The 17,293-nt window shown below is 70.2% G+C and carries 15 protein-coding genes, 1 rRNA gene and 1 riboswitch; of the genes, 13 read left to right on the forward strand and 3 right to left on the reverse strand.

Translation table 11 applies throughout. The annotated features are described in order from the left end of the window. The 11 genes from rrf to ACIBTU_RS22345 form a co-directional block, all read left to right on the forward strand. Positions 1-95, forward strand: a 5S ribosomal RNA gene (gene rrf, locus ACIBTU_RS22295); the annotation flags it as partial. A 148-nt stretch (positions 96-243) separates the two neighbouring features. Further along, a complete protein-coding gene (locus tag ACIBTU_RS22300; RefSeq protein WP_399128072.1) occupies positions 244-852 on the forward strand; it encodes a CDP-alcohol phosphatidyltransferase family protein in 609 nt (202 codons plus the stop codon). A 114-nt stretch (positions 853-966) separates the two neighbouring features. Further along, a complete protein-coding gene (locus ACIBTU_RS22305; protein WP_399128073.1) occupies positions 967-3,462 on the forward strand; it encodes a sugar phosphate nucleotidyltransferase in 2,496 nt (831 codons plus the stop codon). 90 nt (positions 3,463-3,552) lie between these two features. Next, the gene (locus ACIBTU_RS22310) at positions 3,553-4,458 is read left to right on the forward strand and encodes a DUF881 domain-containing protein (protein WP_399128074.1); all 906 of its coding nucleotides are present in this window, start codon (positions 3,553-3,555) and stop codon (positions 4,456-4,458) included. Continuing rightward, positions 4,455-4,787, forward strand: coding sequence for a small basic family protein (locus ACIBTU_RS22315; protein WP_008749169.1), 333 nt, complete (start codon positions 4,455-4,457; stop codon positions 4,785-4,787). Before ACIBTU_RS22310 ends, ACIBTU_RS22315 begins: the two co-directional genes overlap by 4 nt. Before the next feature lie 5 nt (positions 4,788-4,792). Continuing rightward, on the forward strand, positions 4,793-5,671 hold the full coding sequence (locus ACIBTU_RS22320) for a DUF881 domain-containing protein (RefSeq protein WP_399128075.1): 879 nt from the start codon (positions 4,793-4,795) through the stop codon (positions 5,669-5,671). An 82-nt stretch (positions 5,672-5,753) separates the two neighbouring features. Further along, positions 5,754-6,695: an FHA domain-containing protein gene (locus ACIBTU_RS22325; protein ID WP_399128396.1), complete on the forward strand. Its 942-nt coding sequence runs from the start codon at positions 5,754-5,756 to the stop codon at positions 6,693-6,695. Positions 6,696-6,722: 27 nt separating this feature from the next. Continuing rightward, positions 6,723-7,454: a MerR family transcriptional regulator gene (locus tag ACIBTU_RS22330; RefSeq protein ID WP_399128076.1), complete on the forward strand. Its 732-nt coding sequence runs from the start codon at positions 6,723-6,725 to the stop codon at positions 7,452-7,454. Between the two features lie 86 nt (positions 7,455-7,540). Then, positions 7,541-8,014 carry a bifunctional nuclease family protein gene (locus tag ACIBTU_RS22335; protein WP_161300298.1) on the forward strand — a complete coding sequence of 158 codons (474 nt, stop codon included), beginning with the start codon at positions 7,541-7,543 and terminating at the stop codon, positions 8,012-8,014. A gap of 182 nt (positions 8,015-8,196) precedes the next feature. Next, on the forward strand, positions 8,197-8,817 hold the full coding sequence (locus tag ACIBTU_RS22340; RefSeq protein ID WP_399128077.1) for a MerR family transcriptional regulator: 621 nt from the start codon (positions 8,197-8,199) through the stop codon (positions 8,815-8,817). Positions 8,818-8,861: 44 nt separating this feature from the next. After that, the gene (locus tag ACIBTU_RS22345; protein ID WP_399128078.1) at positions 8,862-10,358 is read left to right on the forward strand and encodes a DNA polymerase IV; all 1,497 of its coding nucleotides are present in this window, start codon (positions 8,862-8,864) and stop codon (positions 10,356-10,358) included. Between the two features lie 27 nt (positions 10,359-10,385). On the opposite strand, the gene ACIBTU_RS22350 is transcribed toward ACIBTU_RS22345, so the two are convergent. Further along, positions 10,386-10,760, reverse strand: coding sequence for a PRC-barrel domain-containing protein (locus ACIBTU_RS22350; RefSeq protein WP_399128079.1), 375 nt, complete (start codon positions 10,758-10,760; stop codon positions 10,386-10,388). Positions 10,761-10,874: 114 nt separating this feature from the next. After that, positions 10,875-10,969: riboswitch (glycine riboswitch) on the forward strand. Positions 10,970-11,159: 190 nt separating this feature from the next. Here ACIBTU_RS22350 and gcvP point away from each other — a divergent pair. Further along, complete coding sequence (gene gcvP, locus ACIBTU_RS22355; protein ID WP_399128080.1) at positions 11,160-14,045, forward strand: aminomethyl-transferring glycine dehydrogenase; 2,886 nt, start codon at positions 11,160-11,162, stop codon at positions 14,043-14,045. A gap of 73 nt (positions 14,046-14,118) precedes the next feature. Here gcvP and ACIBTU_RS22360 read toward each other — a convergent pair whose 3' ends face one another. Further along, entirely contained in the window at positions 14,119-14,319 is a 201-nt protein-coding gene (locus tag ACIBTU_RS22360; RefSeq protein ID WP_188341678.1) for a DUF5999 family protein, read from the reverse strand. 287 nt (positions 14,320-14,606) lie between these two features. Next, positions 14,607-15,185: a hypothetical protein gene (locus ACIBTU_RS22365; protein WP_399128081.1), complete on the reverse strand. Its 579-nt coding sequence runs from the start codon at positions 15,183-15,185 to the stop codon at positions 14,607-14,609. A 539-nt stretch (positions 15,186-15,724) separates the two neighbouring features. On the opposite strand from ACIBTU_RS22365, the gene ACIBTU_RS22370 reads away from it, so the two are divergent. Further along, positions 15,725-17,245, forward strand: coding sequence for a glutamate--cysteine ligase (locus ACIBTU_RS22370; RefSeq protein WP_399128082.1), 1,521 nt, complete (start codon positions 15,725-15,727; stop codon positions 17,243-17,245). Positions 17,246-17,293 lie beyond the last annotated feature (48 nt).

Below are 17,293 nucleotides of genomic sequence, written 5' to 3' on the forward strand. Positions count from 1 at the left end.
AAACGCCCGGTTACATTCCGAACCCGGAAGCTAAGCCTCACAGCGCCGATGGTACTGCAGGGGGGACCCTGTGGGAGAGTAGGACGCCGCCGAACTCCTTTTGATAAAGCCTCTGGTCCTGAGCATTCTGCTCGGGGCCAGAGGCTTTTTTGCGTTTGGGGGGTGACCCGACGGCGAGGCCGGCCAGGGCCAAGGGTAAGGTCAGGGGGCATCGTTGGCTCGTTTCCCACAGGAGGCCCCCGGGTGGAGGTCCAGGAGACCCGTGTCCAGACGGACCGAGTCCTCACCATCCCGAACATCCTCAGCATGGCGCGTCTCGTCGGCGTACCCGTCTTCCTGTGGCTGATCCTCAGGCCGGAGTTCGGTGGCCCCAAGAGCGACGGCTGGGCGCTGCTGGTGCTCGCGCTGAGCGGCGTCAGCGACTATCTCGACGGCAAGCTCGCGCGGCGCTGGAATCAGATCAGCAATCTGGGCCGGCTCCTCGATCCCGCCGCGGACCGGCTCTACATTCTGTCCACTCTCGTCGGTCTGACCTGGCGCGAGATTCTTCCGCTGTGGTTGACCGCCGTACTTTTGGCACGTGAACTGGTTCTGCTGGTGATGGTGGGCATCCTCCGCCGCCACGGCTATCCGCCGCCGCAGGTGAACTTCCTGGGCAAGGCTGCCACGTTCAACCTCATGTACGCCTTCCCGCTGCTGCTTCTGAGTGACGGAAGTGGCTGGATCCACGAACTCGCTGCTATTTTCGGATGGGCGTTCGCTGGATGGGGTACAACGCTGTACTGGTGGGCAGGGATCCTCTACATGGTTCAGGTCCGCCGACTTGTCAGGGCGGACTCCATGGCCGATTGAGCTCGTCGTTGAGCGTTGGCTGAGGCCGGATGGCCCGCGCCACCAGATCCGCGGGCCATTTACAGCGGGCGAAGTCGGCTAGACCGTCGTCTCTTCAAGGAGGACGCTTCCGACATGAAGGCCGTCGTGATGGCCGGAGGCGAAGGCACACGCCTCCGCCCGATGACCTCGAGCATGCCCAAGCCGCTCCTGCCTGTGGCGAACAGGCCGATCATGGAGCATGTGCTCAGGCTGCTCAAACGGCACGGGCTCACCGAAACCGTCGTGACCGTACAGTTCCTGGCCTCACTCGTCAGGAACTATTTCGGGGACGGCGAAGACCTCGGGATGGAGCTCACCTATGCCAACGAGGAGAAGCCGCTCGGTACTGCCGGCAGTGTGAAGAATGCCGAGGAAGCGCTGAAGGACGACGCCTTCCTCGTGATCTCCGGTGATGCGCTGACCGACTTCGACCTCACCGAGCTCATTGAATTCCACAAGGAAAAAGGTGCGCTCGTCACGGTCTGTCTGACCCGTGTGCCCAATCCGCTGGAATTCGGCATCACCATTGTCGACGAAGAGGGCAAGGTCGAGCGCTTCCTCGAGAAGCCGACCTGGGGTCAGGTCTTCTCCGACACCGTGAACACGGGCATCTACGTCATGGAGCCCGAGGTCTTCGACTACGTCCAGGCCGACGTCCCGGTGGACTGGTCCGGAGACGTCTTCCCTCAGCTGATGAAGGAAGGCAAGCCCATCTACGGCTATGTCGCCGAGGGCTACTGGGAGGACGTCGGCACCCACGAGAGTTATGTGAAGGCCCAGGCCGATGTGCTCGAGGGCAAGGTCGACGTCGAGGTCGACGGATTCGAGATCTCGCCCGGCGTCTGGGTGGCCGAAGGCGCGGAGGTGCATCCGGACGCCGTACTGCGCGGGCCGCTCTTCATCGGCGACTACGCCAAGGTCGAGGCCGGCGTCGAGATCCGCGAGCACACCGTCGTCGGGTCGAACGTCGTCGTGAAGAGCGGTGCCTTCCTGCACAAGGCCGTCCTTCACGACAACGTCTACATCGGCGAGCAGAGCAATCTGCGCGGCTGTGTCGTCGGCAAGAACACCGACATCATGCGCGCCGCCCGCATCGAGGACGGCGCCGTCATCGGTGACGAGTGCCTGGTCGGCGAGGAATCGATCGTCCAGGGCAACGTACGTGTCTACCCGTTCAAGACGATCGAGGCCGGCGCCTTCGTCAACACCTCGGTCATCTGGGAGTCCCGCGGCCAGGCCCATCTGTTCGGGGCCAGGGGCGTCTCCGGGATCCTGAACGTGGAGATCACCCCCGAGCTCGCCGTCAGGCTCGCGGGGGCGTACGCCACGACCCTGAAGAAGGGCTCCACCGTCACGACCGCCCGCGACCACTCACGCGGTGCCCGGGCGCTCAAGAGAGCCGTGATCTCGGCGCTGCAGACCAGCGCCATCGACGTACGGGACCTGGAGAACGTGCCCTTGCCGGTGGCGCGTCAGCAGACGGCGCGGGGTAGCGCCGGCGGCATCATGATCCGTACGACCCCTGGCGTGCCGGACTCCGTCGACATCATGTTCTTCGACGAGCGGGGCGCCGATCTGTCCCAGGCCAGTCAGCGCAAGCTCGACCGGGTGTACGCGCGGCAGGAGTACCGGCGTGCGTTCCCCGGAGAGATCGGGGACCTGCACTTCCCGTCCAGCGTGTTCGACTCGTACACCGGGTCGCTGCTGCGGAACCTCGACACCACGGGGATCGCCGACGCCGGGCTCAAGGTCGTCGTGGACGCGTCCAACGGCAGTGCGGGGCTCGTGCTGCCCAGTCTGCTCGGGCGGCTCGGTGTCGACTCGCTGACCATCAACCCGGGGCTCGACGAGGCCAGGCCCACCGAGTCGGCGGACAGCCGGCGCTCCGGGCTCGTGCGGCTCGGGGAGATCGTGGCGTCGGCGCGGGCCGCGTTCGGGGTGCGGTTCGACCCCGTGGGCGAGCGGCTGTCGCTCGTCGACGAGAAGGGACGGATCGTCGAGGACGACCGGGCCCTGCTCGTGATGCTCGACCTGGTGGCCGCCGAGCGGCGCAGCGGGCGGGTCGCGCTCCCGGTGACGACCACGCGGATCGCCGAGCAGGTCGCGGCGTATCACGGCACCCAGGTCGAGTGGACGACGACGTCCCCGGACGATCTGACGCGAGTCGGCCGGGAGGACGGCACGATCTTCGGCGGGGACGGGCGCGGCGGGTTCATCGTGCCCGAGTTCAGCAGTGTCTTCGACGGGGCCGCGGCGTTCGTGCGGCTCATCGGGCTGGTGGCCCGTACGCAGCTCACGTTGAGCCAGATCGACGCCCGGATCCCGCGGGCGCACGTGCTGAAGCGGGACCTGGCGACGCCGTGGGCCGTGAAGGGGCTCGTCATGCGCCGGGTCGTGGAGGCGGCCGGCGACCGGTCCGTGGACACGACGGACGGGGTGCGGGTCGTCGAGGCCGACGGGCGCTGGGTCATGGTGCTGCCCGACCGGGCCGAGGCCGTCACCCATCTGTGGGCCGAGGGGCCCGACGACGCCTCCGCCCAGCAGTTGCTCGACGAGTGGTCGGCGGTGGTCGACAGCGCCGGGGGCTGACCTCCGGAGGACCGTCGTCGGGTGCCCCGCGGAGGGTGCCCGGCGACGGTCGGTGGGGCCGTTCGGAGGTAGTGGCCGCGACGTGCGACGATGTGCGGCATGCCGCAGCCGCCCCCCGTTCGGCGCACTCCTCAGCGCCCCGCACGCCCCGACGCGTCCATGTCGCTGCTGAACAACGTGATGGACCACAGCCTGGACGACGGGTACGCGGAGGCCGCGGCCCGGAAGCGGGCCGAGGGACAGAGCGGCATGCCGAAGACGCTGCGGGCCAAGCTGGGGCTCGCCGCCGGGCTCGTCCTCGCCGCGCTGGTCGTGACGGTCGGGGCCGCGCAGGCGCGGGTGGCCGCGCCGGTCGTGGCCAAGGAGCGCGAGGAGCTCATCGACCGGATCAACCAGGAGACCGAGTCCGCCGACACCCTCGAGGGCGAAGTCGACTCGCTGCGCACGCACGTGGGCGACATGCAGCGCGAGGCCCTGAAGAAGCACGGCGGTGACAAGGGCGAGCTGATGGGCGTCCTGTCCGGCGCCCTCGCCGTGCACGGGCCCGGGGTCAGGCTCGTCGTCGACGACGCCAAGTCCGCGCAGACGGACGGCGGGAGCGGGCCGCGGGAGAGCGCCGGATTCGCCGACACCGGCCGGGTGCGCGACCGGGACCTGCAGCGCGTGATCAACGGCCTGTGGCAGTCCGGCGCCGAGGCCGTCAGCATCAACGGGCAGCGCCTGACGGCGCTGTCCGCGATCAGGGCCGCGGGCGACGCGATACTGGTCGACAACAAGCCGCTGGTGCCGCCGTACACGGTGCTCGCGGTGGGGGACGGGCAGCGGCTGAGCACACGGTTCCAGGACAGCCCCGACGGGCTGTACCTGCACGCCCTGAAGGAGAACTTCGGGATCAGGACCAGTATTTCGGCGCAGGACGACCTCAGGCTCCCCGCCGCCCCCAGCGTGATCGTTCGTACAGCACAGCCGAGAGCAGAGCAGAAGGGCACATCGTGATCGCCGTACTGGGCCTCGTCGTGGGAGTCGTGGTCGGGCTGTTCGTCCGGCCCGAGGTTCCGGCGGTCGTCGAGCCTTACCTTCCCATCGCCGTGGTGGCCGCGCTCGACGCGGTGTTCGGCGGACTGCGCGCCATGCTGGACGGGATCTTCGACGACAAGGTCTTCGTCGTCTCGTTCCTGTCGAACGTCGTGGTGGCCGCGCTGATCGTCTTCCTCGGCGACAAGCTGGGCGTCGGCGCGCAGCTGTCGACCGGCGTCGTGGTCGTGCTCGGCATCCGCATCTTCTCCAACGCTGCCGCGATCCGGCGGCACGTCTTCCGGGCGTGAGGCCGATGAGCGACGCAGCAGACGACGCAGCAGACAACGAGGGCGCCGGCGGCGAGGCGGAGGAGCGGGCCGACGCGAACCGGCTCCGCAAGGAGCTGCCGGCCGAGGTCGAACCGGCCGAGGGCGCGCAGCAGGCGGAGCCCGAGGGGCCCGCGCCGCTGACCGGCCGCCGGAGGCTGGCGAAGAGCCTGTGGCCGCCGCGCGTGTCGCGTGCCCAACTGACGGTCGCCGTGCTGCTGTTCGTGCTGGGCCTCGGTCTGGCCATCCAGGTGCGGTCGAACAGCGACAACAGCGCCCTGCGCGGAGCGCGCCAGGAAGATCTTGTGCGCATCCTCGATGAACTCGACGACCGGACTCAGCGTCTGGAGGATGAGAAGCAAGGTCTCGAGGACCAGCGGGCCGAGTTGGAGAACAGCTCGGACCAGGCCGAGGAGGCCCGCAAGCAGACCGTCGAGAAGGAACGTCAACTCGGCATCCTGGCGGGCACCGTGGCCGCGCAGGGCCCCGGGATCACCATGACCGTCACGGACACGAAGGGGGCCGTCGAGGCCGACATGCTGCTCGACGCGATCCAGGAGCTGCGGGCGGCGGGCGCCGAGGCGATCCAGGTCAACGACGTCCGCGTCGTGGCGAACACGTACCTGACGGACGGAACCGGAGGGAAGGGCGTGAGCGTGGACGGGCACAAGATCGCCCAGCCGTACGTTTTCAAGGTCATCGGCAAACCGCAGGACCTGGAACCGGCGCTCAACATCCCCGGAGGTGTCGTGCAGACGTTGGAGAAGGAGCAGGCCACAGTGGCTGTGAGCCGTTCGGAGAAGATCGTCGTGGACGCCTTGCGGCCGGCGCAGCGGCCTGACTACGCTCGGTCGTCCTCGCAGTGAGGCGGAGGTGCATGGTGGACGCCGTGCGAGGGCATGAGGTTGCGGGGGGTCGGCGCATCCCGGGCGGGGTGCGTGGTGGAAACTGTTTTACGGATACGGACGTTGTGAGGATGTCCGTGTCGGAGCTGTACGCCGATGTGCGCAGTCAGGGTTCGTCCTGCCCCACGGGCGGGTCTGTTTCGGTCAAGGGGAATCGCCCGTGAAGTTGTTTGCGAAGTTGTTCGGCAAGAGCGCACGTGAGGACGCACGTCACCGCGCGCCGCGCCAAGGTGACGTGCCGGAGACCCAGGTGGGCGAGCGCCCCCTGTTCCGGGACGAGGTCGGCGGAGACAATTCGGGCGGACAGGGCGCGTCGTCTGTTGACCCTGCCGGTTCCGGCCGCATAGGTTTCGGGGAACCGTCAACCTCAGGTACGGGTGGAGGGTTCGGTTCCGCCCCGTACGCGTCCCAAACCCCCGCGGGGCAGCCGCGGCAGGAGGATCCGTCCATGTCGGCCCTGGTGTGTACGAGGTGCGGGAACAGGAACGGCGAGAACAGCCGGTTCTGCTCCAACTGCGGTGCGCCGCTGCGGGGCGGTGCGATGCCGGAAGGCCCGTCCGAGACGACGTCCACGATCTCCATCTCGGGGCTCGAGTCGTACGACCCGGAGGCCACCGGCCAGACGCAGCTGCCGGCCCTGTCGCCCGAGGCGCAGGCCGCGGTCGACGCGCTGCCGATGGGCTCGGCGCTCCTGGTGGTGCGGCGTGGTCCGAACTCGGGCAGTCGCTTCCTCCTGGACGGCGAGCTGACCACGGCGGGCCGTCACCCGCAGAGCGACATCTTCCTCGACGACGTGACCGTGTCGCGTCGCCACGTGGAGTTCCGTCGCCAGCAGGACGGCACGTTCAGCGTCGCCGACGTGGGCAGCCTGAACGGGACGTACGTGAACCGTGAGCGCATCGACTCCGTGACGCTGCACAACGGCGACGAGGTGCAGATCGGCAAGTACCGGCTGGTCTTCTACGCGAGCCAGCGAGGTATCTGACCCGTCAGCGAACCTTCAGGAAGGTCCATGCTTCACACACCGAGGGGCGGTGCCGCGGGCGGCACCGCCACCGTGGACAGCCGGCTGATGAGCATCGGCACCGTCCTGAACACGCTGCGCGAGGAATTCCCCGAGGTCACGATCTCCAAGATCAGGTTCTTGGAGTCCGAGGGTCTCATCGAGCCGCAGCGGACGCCGTCCGGCTACCGCAAGTTCAGTCCGGACGACGTCGAGCGGCTCGCCCACGTGCTGCGGATGCAGCGGGACCACTACCTGCCGCTGAAGGTCATCAAGGAGCAGCTCGACGGCCTGGAGCGGGGCGAGGCGCTGCCGGTACCGGCGCCCGGCCGGCCCGGCGATCCGGCGGACGCCGGTGAGGACGGACGGACCGCGGCCCGTATCGGCCGGCAGGAGCTGCTCGCGGCCGCCGGGATCGACGCGGCCGAGCTCGAGGAGTGGGAGTCCTACGGGCTCATCGCGCAGCTGCCCGACGGCGGGTACGACGCCGGGGCCGTGGTGGTCGCGGAGCTCGTCGGCGAGCTGGGCCGCTTCGGCATCGAACCCCGGCACCTGCGGGTGATGCGGGCGGCCGCGGACCGCGAGGCCGGTCTCGTGGACTCCGTCGTCGCACCGCTCAAGGTGCACCGCAATCCGCAGACCCGGGCGCTGGCGCAGGCCCGCGCCAAGGAGCTGGCGGGCCTGACGGTGAAGCTCCACGCCACACTCGTCCAGACCGCTCTGGGAGTGCGTCTGCCCTGATCGCAGGGGCGGTCCTCGGCCGTGCGCCCGGCATGCGGCGGATGCCCGACTACCCAAACCTGCCGGGCACGTCCTAGGGTTGCTGTGTGAACGAGCTCGACGTCGTAGGTGTCCGGGTCGAAATGCCCTCCAACCAACCGATCGTGCTCCTGCGTGAAGTGGGAGGCGACCGTTACCTCCCCATCTGGATCGGACCGGGGGAGGCGACGGCGATCGCCTTCGCCCAGCAGGGCATGGCCCCACCGCGTCCGCTGACGCACGACCTGTTCAAGGACGTGCTGGAGGCGGTCGGTCAGGAGCTCACGGAAGTGCGCATCACGGATCTGCGGGAGGGCGTCTTCTACGCGGAGCTGGTCTTCGCCAGCGGAGTCGAGGTCAGCGCCCGTCCTTCCGACGCCATAGCCCTCGCCCTGCGCACCGGGACGCCGATCTTCGGCAGCGACGGGGTCCTGGACGACGCGGGGATCGCGATTCCGGACGAGCAGGAGGACGAGGTGGAGAAGTTCCGCGAGTTCCTCGACCAGATCTCGCCCGAGGATTTCGGGACCAACAGCCAGTAGACGGCTGGACGCGGGACGCATCGTGGCGGGCGCCTCGGCACATTCGGCTAGCCTTTCCCCGCGGTGGGTCACGGGAAACCACTCTTAGGGTGATTATCACTCGGCGTGGCGAGTGTGGCGTTCGTTGACGCACCCCCTGTGACTGCCTACCGTCGACACGGCAGGTCAATGAGGAGGTCGGCGTGAGAAGCAGCGGCGACGGTACGGCGACGGGCGGTCCGTACCTGTTTCACGGCAGCGCGGCCGATCACACTCCGCAGCGCCCGCAGGCGGTTTCTGCGGTGGCGGGGGAGAGCGGCGACGAGGGTGCCGAAGAGGTCGGATACCGGGGACCGACCGCGTGTGCGGCGGCCGGCATCACGTACCGCCAACTGGACTACTGGGCCAGGACCGGTCTCGTCGAGCCCAGCGTGCGGCCCGCGTACGGATCGGGCACCCAGCGGCTCTACAGCTTCCGGGACGTCGTCGTCCTCAAGGTCGTCAAGCGTTTCCTGGACACCGGTGTCTCGCTGCAGAACATCCGGACCGCCGTGGTGCACCTGCGCGAGCAGGGATTCCGCGACCTCGAGCGCATGACGCTCATGAGCGACGGCGCGACCGTGTACGAGTGCACCTCGCCGGCCGAGGTGCACGATCTGCTCCAGGGCGGTCAGGGCATCTTCGGGATCGCCGTCGGTGTCGTGTGGCGGGACGTCGAGAGCGCCCTGTCGCAGCTGCACGGGGAGCGGGTGGACACCGGCGAGACCCTGCTCGGGAACAATCCCTCCGACGAGCTCGCGAGGCGGCGCAACCGGGCGGTGTGAGCCGCACGGGCCCGTTGTCAGTGGCGTAGGGCAGCATCGAAGCTGTGAGAACCGCGCCGACGATCCTGCATCTCGACATGGACGCCTTCTACGCCTCGGCGGAGCAGGCGGCCAAGCCGAGCCTGCGCGGGAAGGCGGTCGTCGTGGGCGGCGTCGGGCCGCGTGGCGTCGTGGCGACGGCCTCCTACGAGGCGCGCAGGTTCGGGGTCCATTCGGCGATGCCGACGGGGCAGGCGCGGCGGCTCGCGCCGAACGCGGCCTTCCTGGTGCCGCGCTTCCATCTGTACCGGGAGATCAGCGAGCAGGTGATGGCCCTCCTGCGCGCCCTGTCGCCCCTGGTGGAGCCTCTGAGCCTCGATGAGGCGTTCGTCGATCTGGAGGCCGGTGAGGTGGCCTGGGACGCCGCCTCCGCGGAGGCCGTGGGCCTGCGGCTGCGGGCGGACATCAGACGCGTGACCGGGCTGACCGGCTCGGTGGGGCTCGCGGCGTCGAAGATGCTCGCCAAGATCGGGTCGGAGGAGGCGAAGCCGGACGGGCTCGTGCTGATCCCGCCGGGCACCGAGCGCGAGCTGATCGGCCCGCGCTCGGTCCGCATCCTGCCCGGCGTCGGCCCGGCGACCGGGGACCATCTGAGACGGGCCGGCATCCTCACCGTGGCGGAGATCGCCGAGGCGGGGGAGGACGAGCTGGTGCGGCTCCTCGGCAAGTCGCACGGGGCGCATCTGTACGCGATGGCGCTGGCCCACGACGACCGGCCCGTCGTCGCCGAGCGCGACTCCAAGTCGGTGTCGGTCGAGGACACGTACGACGTCGACATCCACGACCGGGTGCGGGTGCGGATGGAGGTGCGGCGGCTGGCGGAGCGGTGTGTGGAGCGGCTGCGGGGGGCCGGGCGCTCGGGACGGACCGTGGTCCTGAAGGTGCGGCGCTACGACTTCTCGACGCTGACCCGGTCGGAGACCCTGCGCGGGCCGACGGACGACCCGGCCGTGGTGCGGGAGGCCGCGGCGCGGCTCCTGGAGGCCGTGGACACGACCGGCGGCGTACGGCTGCTGGGGGTCGGGGTGAGCGGGCTGGCGGACTACACGCAGGAGGACCTCTTCGCGCAGGCCGAGCACGCGGCGGAAGAGGCGGAGGCAGGGGCCGAGACCGAGGGCGCGGCGGGAGGCGTGGGGGGTGCTGACGTCGCCGGGGTCGGCGACGTCGCGGGGATGCCCGGTGGCTCGGAGGCCGGCACGGGCTCCGTGAGTGGCGCAGGTGATGCCGGCGCCGGTGAGACAGGGTCCGCAGGTGGGGGCGAAGCGGAGGGCGCGGTCGAGTCCGCGCCCCGGCGGTGGTTGCCGGGGCACGACGTGCGGCATACGGAGTTCGGGCCCGGGTGGGTGCAGGGGAGCGGGCTCGGGCGGGTCACGGTGCGGTTCGAGACGCCGTACTCGAGGGTGCCGGGGCGGGTGCGGACGTTCCTCGTCGACGATCCGGACCTGGAAGAGGGAGAGCCGCTGCCGCTCGTGGAGCCGGCGGCGTCGGCCGAGCGCGGGTAGGCGGCTCCCGTCCGGCTCCGCGTGCCCTCAGGCGGGTTCCTCGTCCGGGCCCGCGAGGTGGCCGAAGTCCACGTCCGGGGGCTGCGGGGCCATGATGTCGAGGCCGTAGTGGTGGTAGAGCTGGAGTTCCTGTTCGGGGGACAGGTGGCGGCCCACGCCGAAGTCGGGGGCGTCCTTGATCAGGGAGCGTTCGAAGGGGACGCGCAGGGTGCCCTCGACCAGCTCGCTGGGCTCCAGGGGGACGAAGGCGTCGCGGCTGAAGAGCCCCGTCCGTATCGCCGCCCATTCCGGAACGCCGGTCGCATCGTCGAGGTAGACCTCGTCGATGGTGCCGATCTTGGTTCCGTGGCGGTCGAACGCCTTGCGGCCGATCAGGTTGCGCGGATCGACATCGGTCTGCACGGTCCCTCCAGCTGGTCGCAACTCGTTGTTATCCCCTACGAAAGAGCAGTTTGGTGATGACGGCCACTCGAGGGATCCGGCCAGGTCCGCGCTGGTAGGCTGGCAAGCGGCTGCTGACCCCGCGCGGGAGAGTCCTCCGACCCCGTCGGAGGCGCCGAAGGAGCAAATCCTCCCCGGAATCTCTCAGGCACACGTACCGCACGGGCGAGGTCACTCTGGAAAGCAGGGCGGGGTGTACTTTGTCCGCTCTCACCGACGGTGAAAGCCGGCATGTCCGCGATCGCGAGATCGTCCGGACCGGCCGGTGAAGCTCTCAGGTCGAGATGACAGAGGGGGAGGCCGACCGGGTACCCGCGCCGTGGTGCCCCTCGCAGGTCGCATCGACCAGGAGGCCTCCGCATGACCGCCAACCGTATCCCGCTCTCCCAGCTGGAGCAGGGGATCCCTTTCGAGCAGCGTCACATCGGTCCCGATGACGCCGCCCAGGCCAAGATGCTGGCACAGGTCGGCTACGGCTCGCTCGACGAGCTGACGGCCGCCGCGGTGCCGGACGTCATCAAGAGCGCCGAGGCGCTCGACCTCCCGGGCGCCCGTACCGAGGCCGAGGTGCTCGACGAGCTCCGCTCCCTCGCGGACCGCAACCAGGTCCTCGGCTCGATGATCGGCCTCGGCTACTACGGCACCTTCACCCCGCCGGTCATCCTGCGCAACGTGATGGAGAACCCGTCCTGGTACACGGCCTACACGCCGTACCAGCCGGAGATCTCGCAGGGCCGCCTCGAGGCCCTCCTCAACTTCCAGACGATGGTCGCCGAGCTGACCGGTCTGCCCACCTCCGGCGCCTCGCTGCTCGACGAGGGCACCGCGGCCGCCGAGGCCATGGCCCTCTCGCGGCGCATCGGCAAGGTCAAGAACGGCGTCTTCCTCGTCGACGCGGACACGCTGCCGCAGACCGTCGCCGTGATCGAGACCCGCGCCGAGCCGACCGGCGTCGAGGTCGTCGTCGCCGACCTGAGCGACGGCATCCCCGCCGAGATCGCCGAGCGCGGTGTCGTCGGTGTGCTCCTGCAGTACCCGGGCGCCTCCGGTGCCGTGCGCGACATCAAGCCGGTCATCGACCAGGCCCACGGGATCGGCGCGATCGTCACCGTCGCCGCCGACCTGCTCGCCCTGACCCTGCTGACCTCGCCCGGCGAGCTCGGCGCGGACATCGCCGTCGGCACCACCCAGCGCTTCGGCGTCCCGATGGGCTTCGGCGGCCCGCACGCCGGTTACATGGCCGTCCAGGACAAGCACGCCCGCTCCCTGCCGGGCCGCCTCGTGGGCGTCTCCGTCGACGCCGACGGCAACAAGGCGTACCGCCTGGCCCTGCAGACCCGCGAGCAGCACATCCGCCGCGAGAAGGCCACCAGCAACATCTGTACCGCCCAGGTGCTGCTCGCCGTCATGGCCGGCATGTACGCCGTCTACCACGGCCCCGACGGCCTGAAGACGATCGCGCGGCGCACGCACCGCTACGCGACCCTGCTCGCCGCCGGTCTCACCGCGGGCGGCGTCGAGCTCGTGCACGGCGCGTACTTCGACACCCTGACCGCGCGCGTCCCCGGCAAGGCCGGCGACATCGTGACCGCCGCCCGCGAGGCCGGGGTCAACCTGCACCTGGTCGACGCCGACCACGTCTCCCTCGCCTGCGACGAGACGACGACCCGCGCCCAGCTGGGCGTCGTGTGGGCCGCCTTCGGCGTGGACGCCGACATCGAGGCGCTGGACGCCGCCACGGCGGACACCCTGCCGGCCGGTCTGCTGCGCTCGGACGACTACCTGGCGCACCCGGTCTTCCACCAGTACCGCTCCGAGACCGCGATGCTGCGCTACCTGCGCAAGCTGTCCGACCGCGACTACGCGCTGGACCGCGGCATGATCCCGCTGGGCTCCTGCACGATGAAGCTCAACGCGACGACGGAGATGGAGCCGGTCACCTGGCCCGAGTTCGGCCAGCTGCACCCCTTCGTCCCGGCCGAGCAGGCGCAGGGCTACCTCACCCTCATCCGTGAGCTGGAGGAGCGCCTCGCCGAGGTCACCGGCTACGACAAGGTCTCCCTGCAGCCGAACGCCGGCTCCCAGGGCGAGCTCGCGGGTCTCCTCGCGGTCCGCGGCTACCACCGGGCCAACGGCGACGAGCAGCGCACCGTCTGCCTCATCCCGTCCTCCGCGCACGGCACGAACGCGGCCTCCGCGGTCATGGCCGGCATGAAGGTCGTCGTCGTCAAGACCGCCGACGACGGTGAGGTCGACGTCGAGGACCTGCGCGCCAAGATCGCGCAGCACGCCGACGAGCTGGCCGTTCTCATGATCACGTACCCGTCGACGCACGGTGTGTTCGAGGAGCACGTCGCCGACATCTGCGGGGCCGTGCACGACGCCGGCGGCCAGGTCTACGTCGACGGCGCGAACCTGAACGCGCTGGTGGGTCTCGCCAAGCCGGGTCACTTCGGCGGCGACGTCTCGCACCTCAACCTGCACAAGACGTTCTGCATCCCGCACGGCGGCGGCGGTCCGGGCGTCGGCCCGGTCGGTGTGCGCGCGCACCTCGCCCCGTACCTGCCCAACCACCCGCTGCAGCCCGCCGCCGGTCCCGAGACGGGCGTCGGCCCGATCTCGGCCGCTCCGTGGGGCTCGGCGGGCATCCTGCCGATCTCGTGGGCGTACGTGCGACTCATGGGCGGCGAGGGGCTCAAGCGCGCGACCCAGGTCGCCGTGCTCTCCGCGAACTACATCGCCAAGCGGCTCGAGCCGCACTTCCCGGTGCTCTACACCGGGCCGGGCGGGCTCGTCGCGCACGAGTGCATCATCGACCTGCGCCCGCTGAGCAAGTCGACCGGCGTCAGCGTCGACGACATCGCCAAGCGGCTCATCGACTACGGGTTCCACGCGCCGACCATGTCGTTCCCGGTGGCGGGCACCCTGATGATCGAGCCGACCGAGAGCGAGGACCTCGGCGAGCTGGACCGGTTCTGCGACGCGATGATCGCCATCCGCGGGGAGATCGAGAAGGTCGCCGCCGGTGAGTGGCCGGCCGACGACAACCCGCTGCGGAACGCTCCGCACACCGCCGGGATGCTCGGCGGGGAGTGGGCGCACGCGTACAGCCGGGAAGAGGCTGTCTTCCCGGCCGGGGTCGAGGCTTCGGACAAGTACTGGCCGCCGGTCCGGCGGATCGACCAGGCGTTCGGCGACCGGAACCTGGTGTGCTCCTGCCCGCCTCTGGACGCCTACGAGGCGTAGTGGCCGAGGGGTGCTGCGCGGCCGGCCGTTTCGTGGTGGTCGGTCGCGCAGTGCCTCGCGCCCCTGTTCGGGGCTAGGCCGCCTTCACCACCGGGCTCAGGGGGCGGTGGGGGGCGATGATGGTGCCGTTGGGCAGCAGTTCGCCGGTGTCCTCGAAGAGGAGGACCCCGTTGCACAGGAGGCTCCAGCCCTGCTCAGGGTGGTGGGCCACAGGGTGTGCGGCCTCCCTGTCGGCGGAGTCTGCTGACGGGCACGGTGGCTGGTGCTGGCACATGGAAGGGATCTTTCGCTGCGAAGTGATCTCGATGACGGTGTTGCTGTCCGTGCTGTTGGTGCTGCGGCTCGAAGGCTTGTTCATGGCCGCCCCCCGTTTTCAGTCGGTCCGGAACCCAGTGTTGCCCTGCGGGCGTCGATCCGCAGGTATTTCGTAGCAGCGGTCCTCACTGGAAGAGGACGCATCACCCGTGCGGGCGGTTCAGGCCAACAGCACTGTCACTTCGGATGGTTCGGGGTGGCCTGACCGGGCTAGTCCGGTCGGGCCACCCGGGTGCGCGGCCGGGATCAGGCGACGATCGCCGCCGGGGTCAGCCGGTGCGTGAGGACCGGGAGCAGCTCGGCGACGCGGTGCGGCCGGTGGGCGGCGATGCCCGGCGGGGCCGGCGCCAGCGGAACCAGGATGTCGTCCGCCGCCGGATGCCCCGTCGCGGGGTCGGCGGCCGGGTCACCGTGCAGCCACAGGGTCAGCATGTAGAGCTCCGGCACCGAGAGCAGCCGGGGCTGGTGGTGCGGGGCGAGGGCCTCGGCCTGCCGCAGGGCGCGCTCGGTGGCCGTGACGTACGGGCCCTCGAAGAAGTGCGAGAACGCCCAGCCGTCCGGGGTGAGCCGGGTGTCGGCGGCGGCCACCGCGCGCTCGCCGCAGCGGATGAGGAAGCGCCAGCCGGTGAGCCGGGTGCGCGAGGGCCCGGTCGCCTCGGTGACCTGGTCCAGGACGTGGACCGGCAGCGGGAGTTCCGGGCGGACGGGGCCCTGGGCGGCGCGCAGGGACGGGGTGCGGGCCTCGCGGACGGCGGTGGGGGAACCGAGGGCCGCGAGGACGGTACGCAGGGCGGGCGCGGGAGCCGGCGGGACGTGCAAGGGCATGGTGGGTCGCCTCTCATTCGACAGGCACGTGCTTCGAGGGCGGTGCAGGACGAGCGGACAGCGCTGTCCGCTGCGCGGTGCACGAGGGATGCGCGGGGCAGAGCGGGCGGGGGCCTGTGCCGCGGGCGCGCGTCTCTGTCTCGTCCGCGGAGTTTATACGACGCGTGTTCGGACAGGGTTTCCTCTAGCACGCACCGGAGTTTCCGCAAGATGTCATTCGGCCGCGCTCCCCGAGGTGAAACACGGATTTCCTCCCGATTTTCCCGCCGCCGACTCGCCGCCGTATCCGCGTGACCTCGGATTTCGCCGGGTGGGCGGTCGGCCCATTCTCGCCGGTCTTTATCACCGGGGCGCCGGATGGCCGTCCGGATGACCCATCATCGATCGGTCGCATGCCCGCGGAATGTGCCGGAGAGTGGTCGTGGAGAGCCTAATGCCCCGGCGGTCCGCGTGGGGCGTTGTCGATCACATCGCTGGGCATCATCCCCCGAGACATGCGGCCGGTGTGCCGGGCTGTCGACGCGAGGAGGGACGCTTCCATGGGGGAGAAGGTCGTTGCGGGCGCGGTCGATCTGGCCGACCGGCTGCGGTACCGCGAGAAGCTCAAGGAGTGTCTGGCGGGGCTCGGGCGGCTGCTGGACGAGAAGCGCTTCGACCGGCCCAGGAATCTCATGGGACTGGAGATCGAACTGAATCTCGCGGGTTCCGACGGGCTGCCGAGAATGATGAATGCGGAAGTTCTCAAGAGGATCGCGAGCCGTGATTTCCAGACCGAACTCGCGATGTTCAATCTCGAAGTGAACATCGCCCCGCACCCGTTGGGCGGCCGTGTTCTCGACCAGCTCGCCGAAGAACTGCGCACCGGGCTCGGCTATGCGCACCGCAAGGCCAACGAGGTCGACGCGGGCATCGTGATGATCGGCATTCTGCCGACGCTCGCCGCCGGTGATCTCGTCTCCGCGAACCTGTCGGACGTGGACCGCTACACGCTGCTCAACAACCAGATCCTCGCCGCCCGCGGCGAGGACTTCGCGCTCGACATCGAGGGCGTCGAGCGGCTGACCTGCACCTCGTCCTCGATCGCGCCCGAGGCGGCCTGTACGTCGGTGCAGCTGCACCTCCAGGTCACGCCGGGCCGCTTCGCCGCCGTGTGGAACGCGGCGCAGGCCGTCGCCTCCGTGCAGATCGCGCTCGGCGCCAACGCGCCGTTCCTGTTCGGGCGCGAGCTGTGGCGGGAGTCGCGGCCCCCGCTCTTCCAGCAGTCCACCGACACCCGCCCGCCCGAGCTGAAGGCCCAGGGCGTGCGGCCGCGCACCTGGTTCGGCGAGCGGTGGATCGAGTCGGCGCACGACCTCTTCGAGGAGAACCTGCGGTACTTCCCGCCCCTGCTGCCGATCCTCGACGAGGAGCGGCCCCTGGAGGTCCTCGACCGGGGCGGCGTCCCGGGCCTCGCCGAACTCGTCCTGCACAACGGCACCGTGTACCGCTGGAACCGGCCCGTGTACGGGGTCGTCGACGGCGTCCCGCACCTGCGCGTGGAGAACCGGGTGCTGCCCGCGGGCCCCACGGTCACCGACGTCATCGCCAACGTCGCCTTCTACTACGGAGTCGTCCGGGCGCTCGCCGAGGACGCGCGGCCCGTGTGGTCGCGGCTGTCGTTCGACGCGGCCGCCCGCAACTTCGACGCGGCCTGCCGGTACGGGATCGAGGCGCGCCTCGAGTGGCCGCGCCGGGGCCGGTTCGGTGGCACCGAGCGGATCGAGGCCGTCACGCTCGTCCAGGAGGAACTGCTGCCGCTCGCGGCCGCCGGGCTCGACGCCTGGGGCGTCGAACCCGCCGACCGGGACCGCTATCTCGGCGTCATCGAACAGCGCTGCGCCCTGCGCATGAACGGCGCCGAGTGGCAGGCTGCGACGTACCACAAGGCACGCGAGAGCGGGCTCGGGCGGGACGCGGCGCTCGCCGCGACGACCCGCAGGTACTGCGAGCTGATGCACCGGGGGGAGCCGGTGCACACCTGGCCCGTCGGGCTGCCGGAGCCCGCGGTGACGCTCGGCTGACGGCGCGGCGAGCGGTACGGGCGGGCGCCGGGACGGCGTCGGAACCGG

It is taken from the genome of Streptomyces sp. NPDC050145, from assembly GCF_044460245.1.
Taxonomy (GTDB): domain Bacteria; phylum Actinomycetota; class Actinomycetes; order Streptomycetales; family Streptomycetaceae; genus Streptomyces.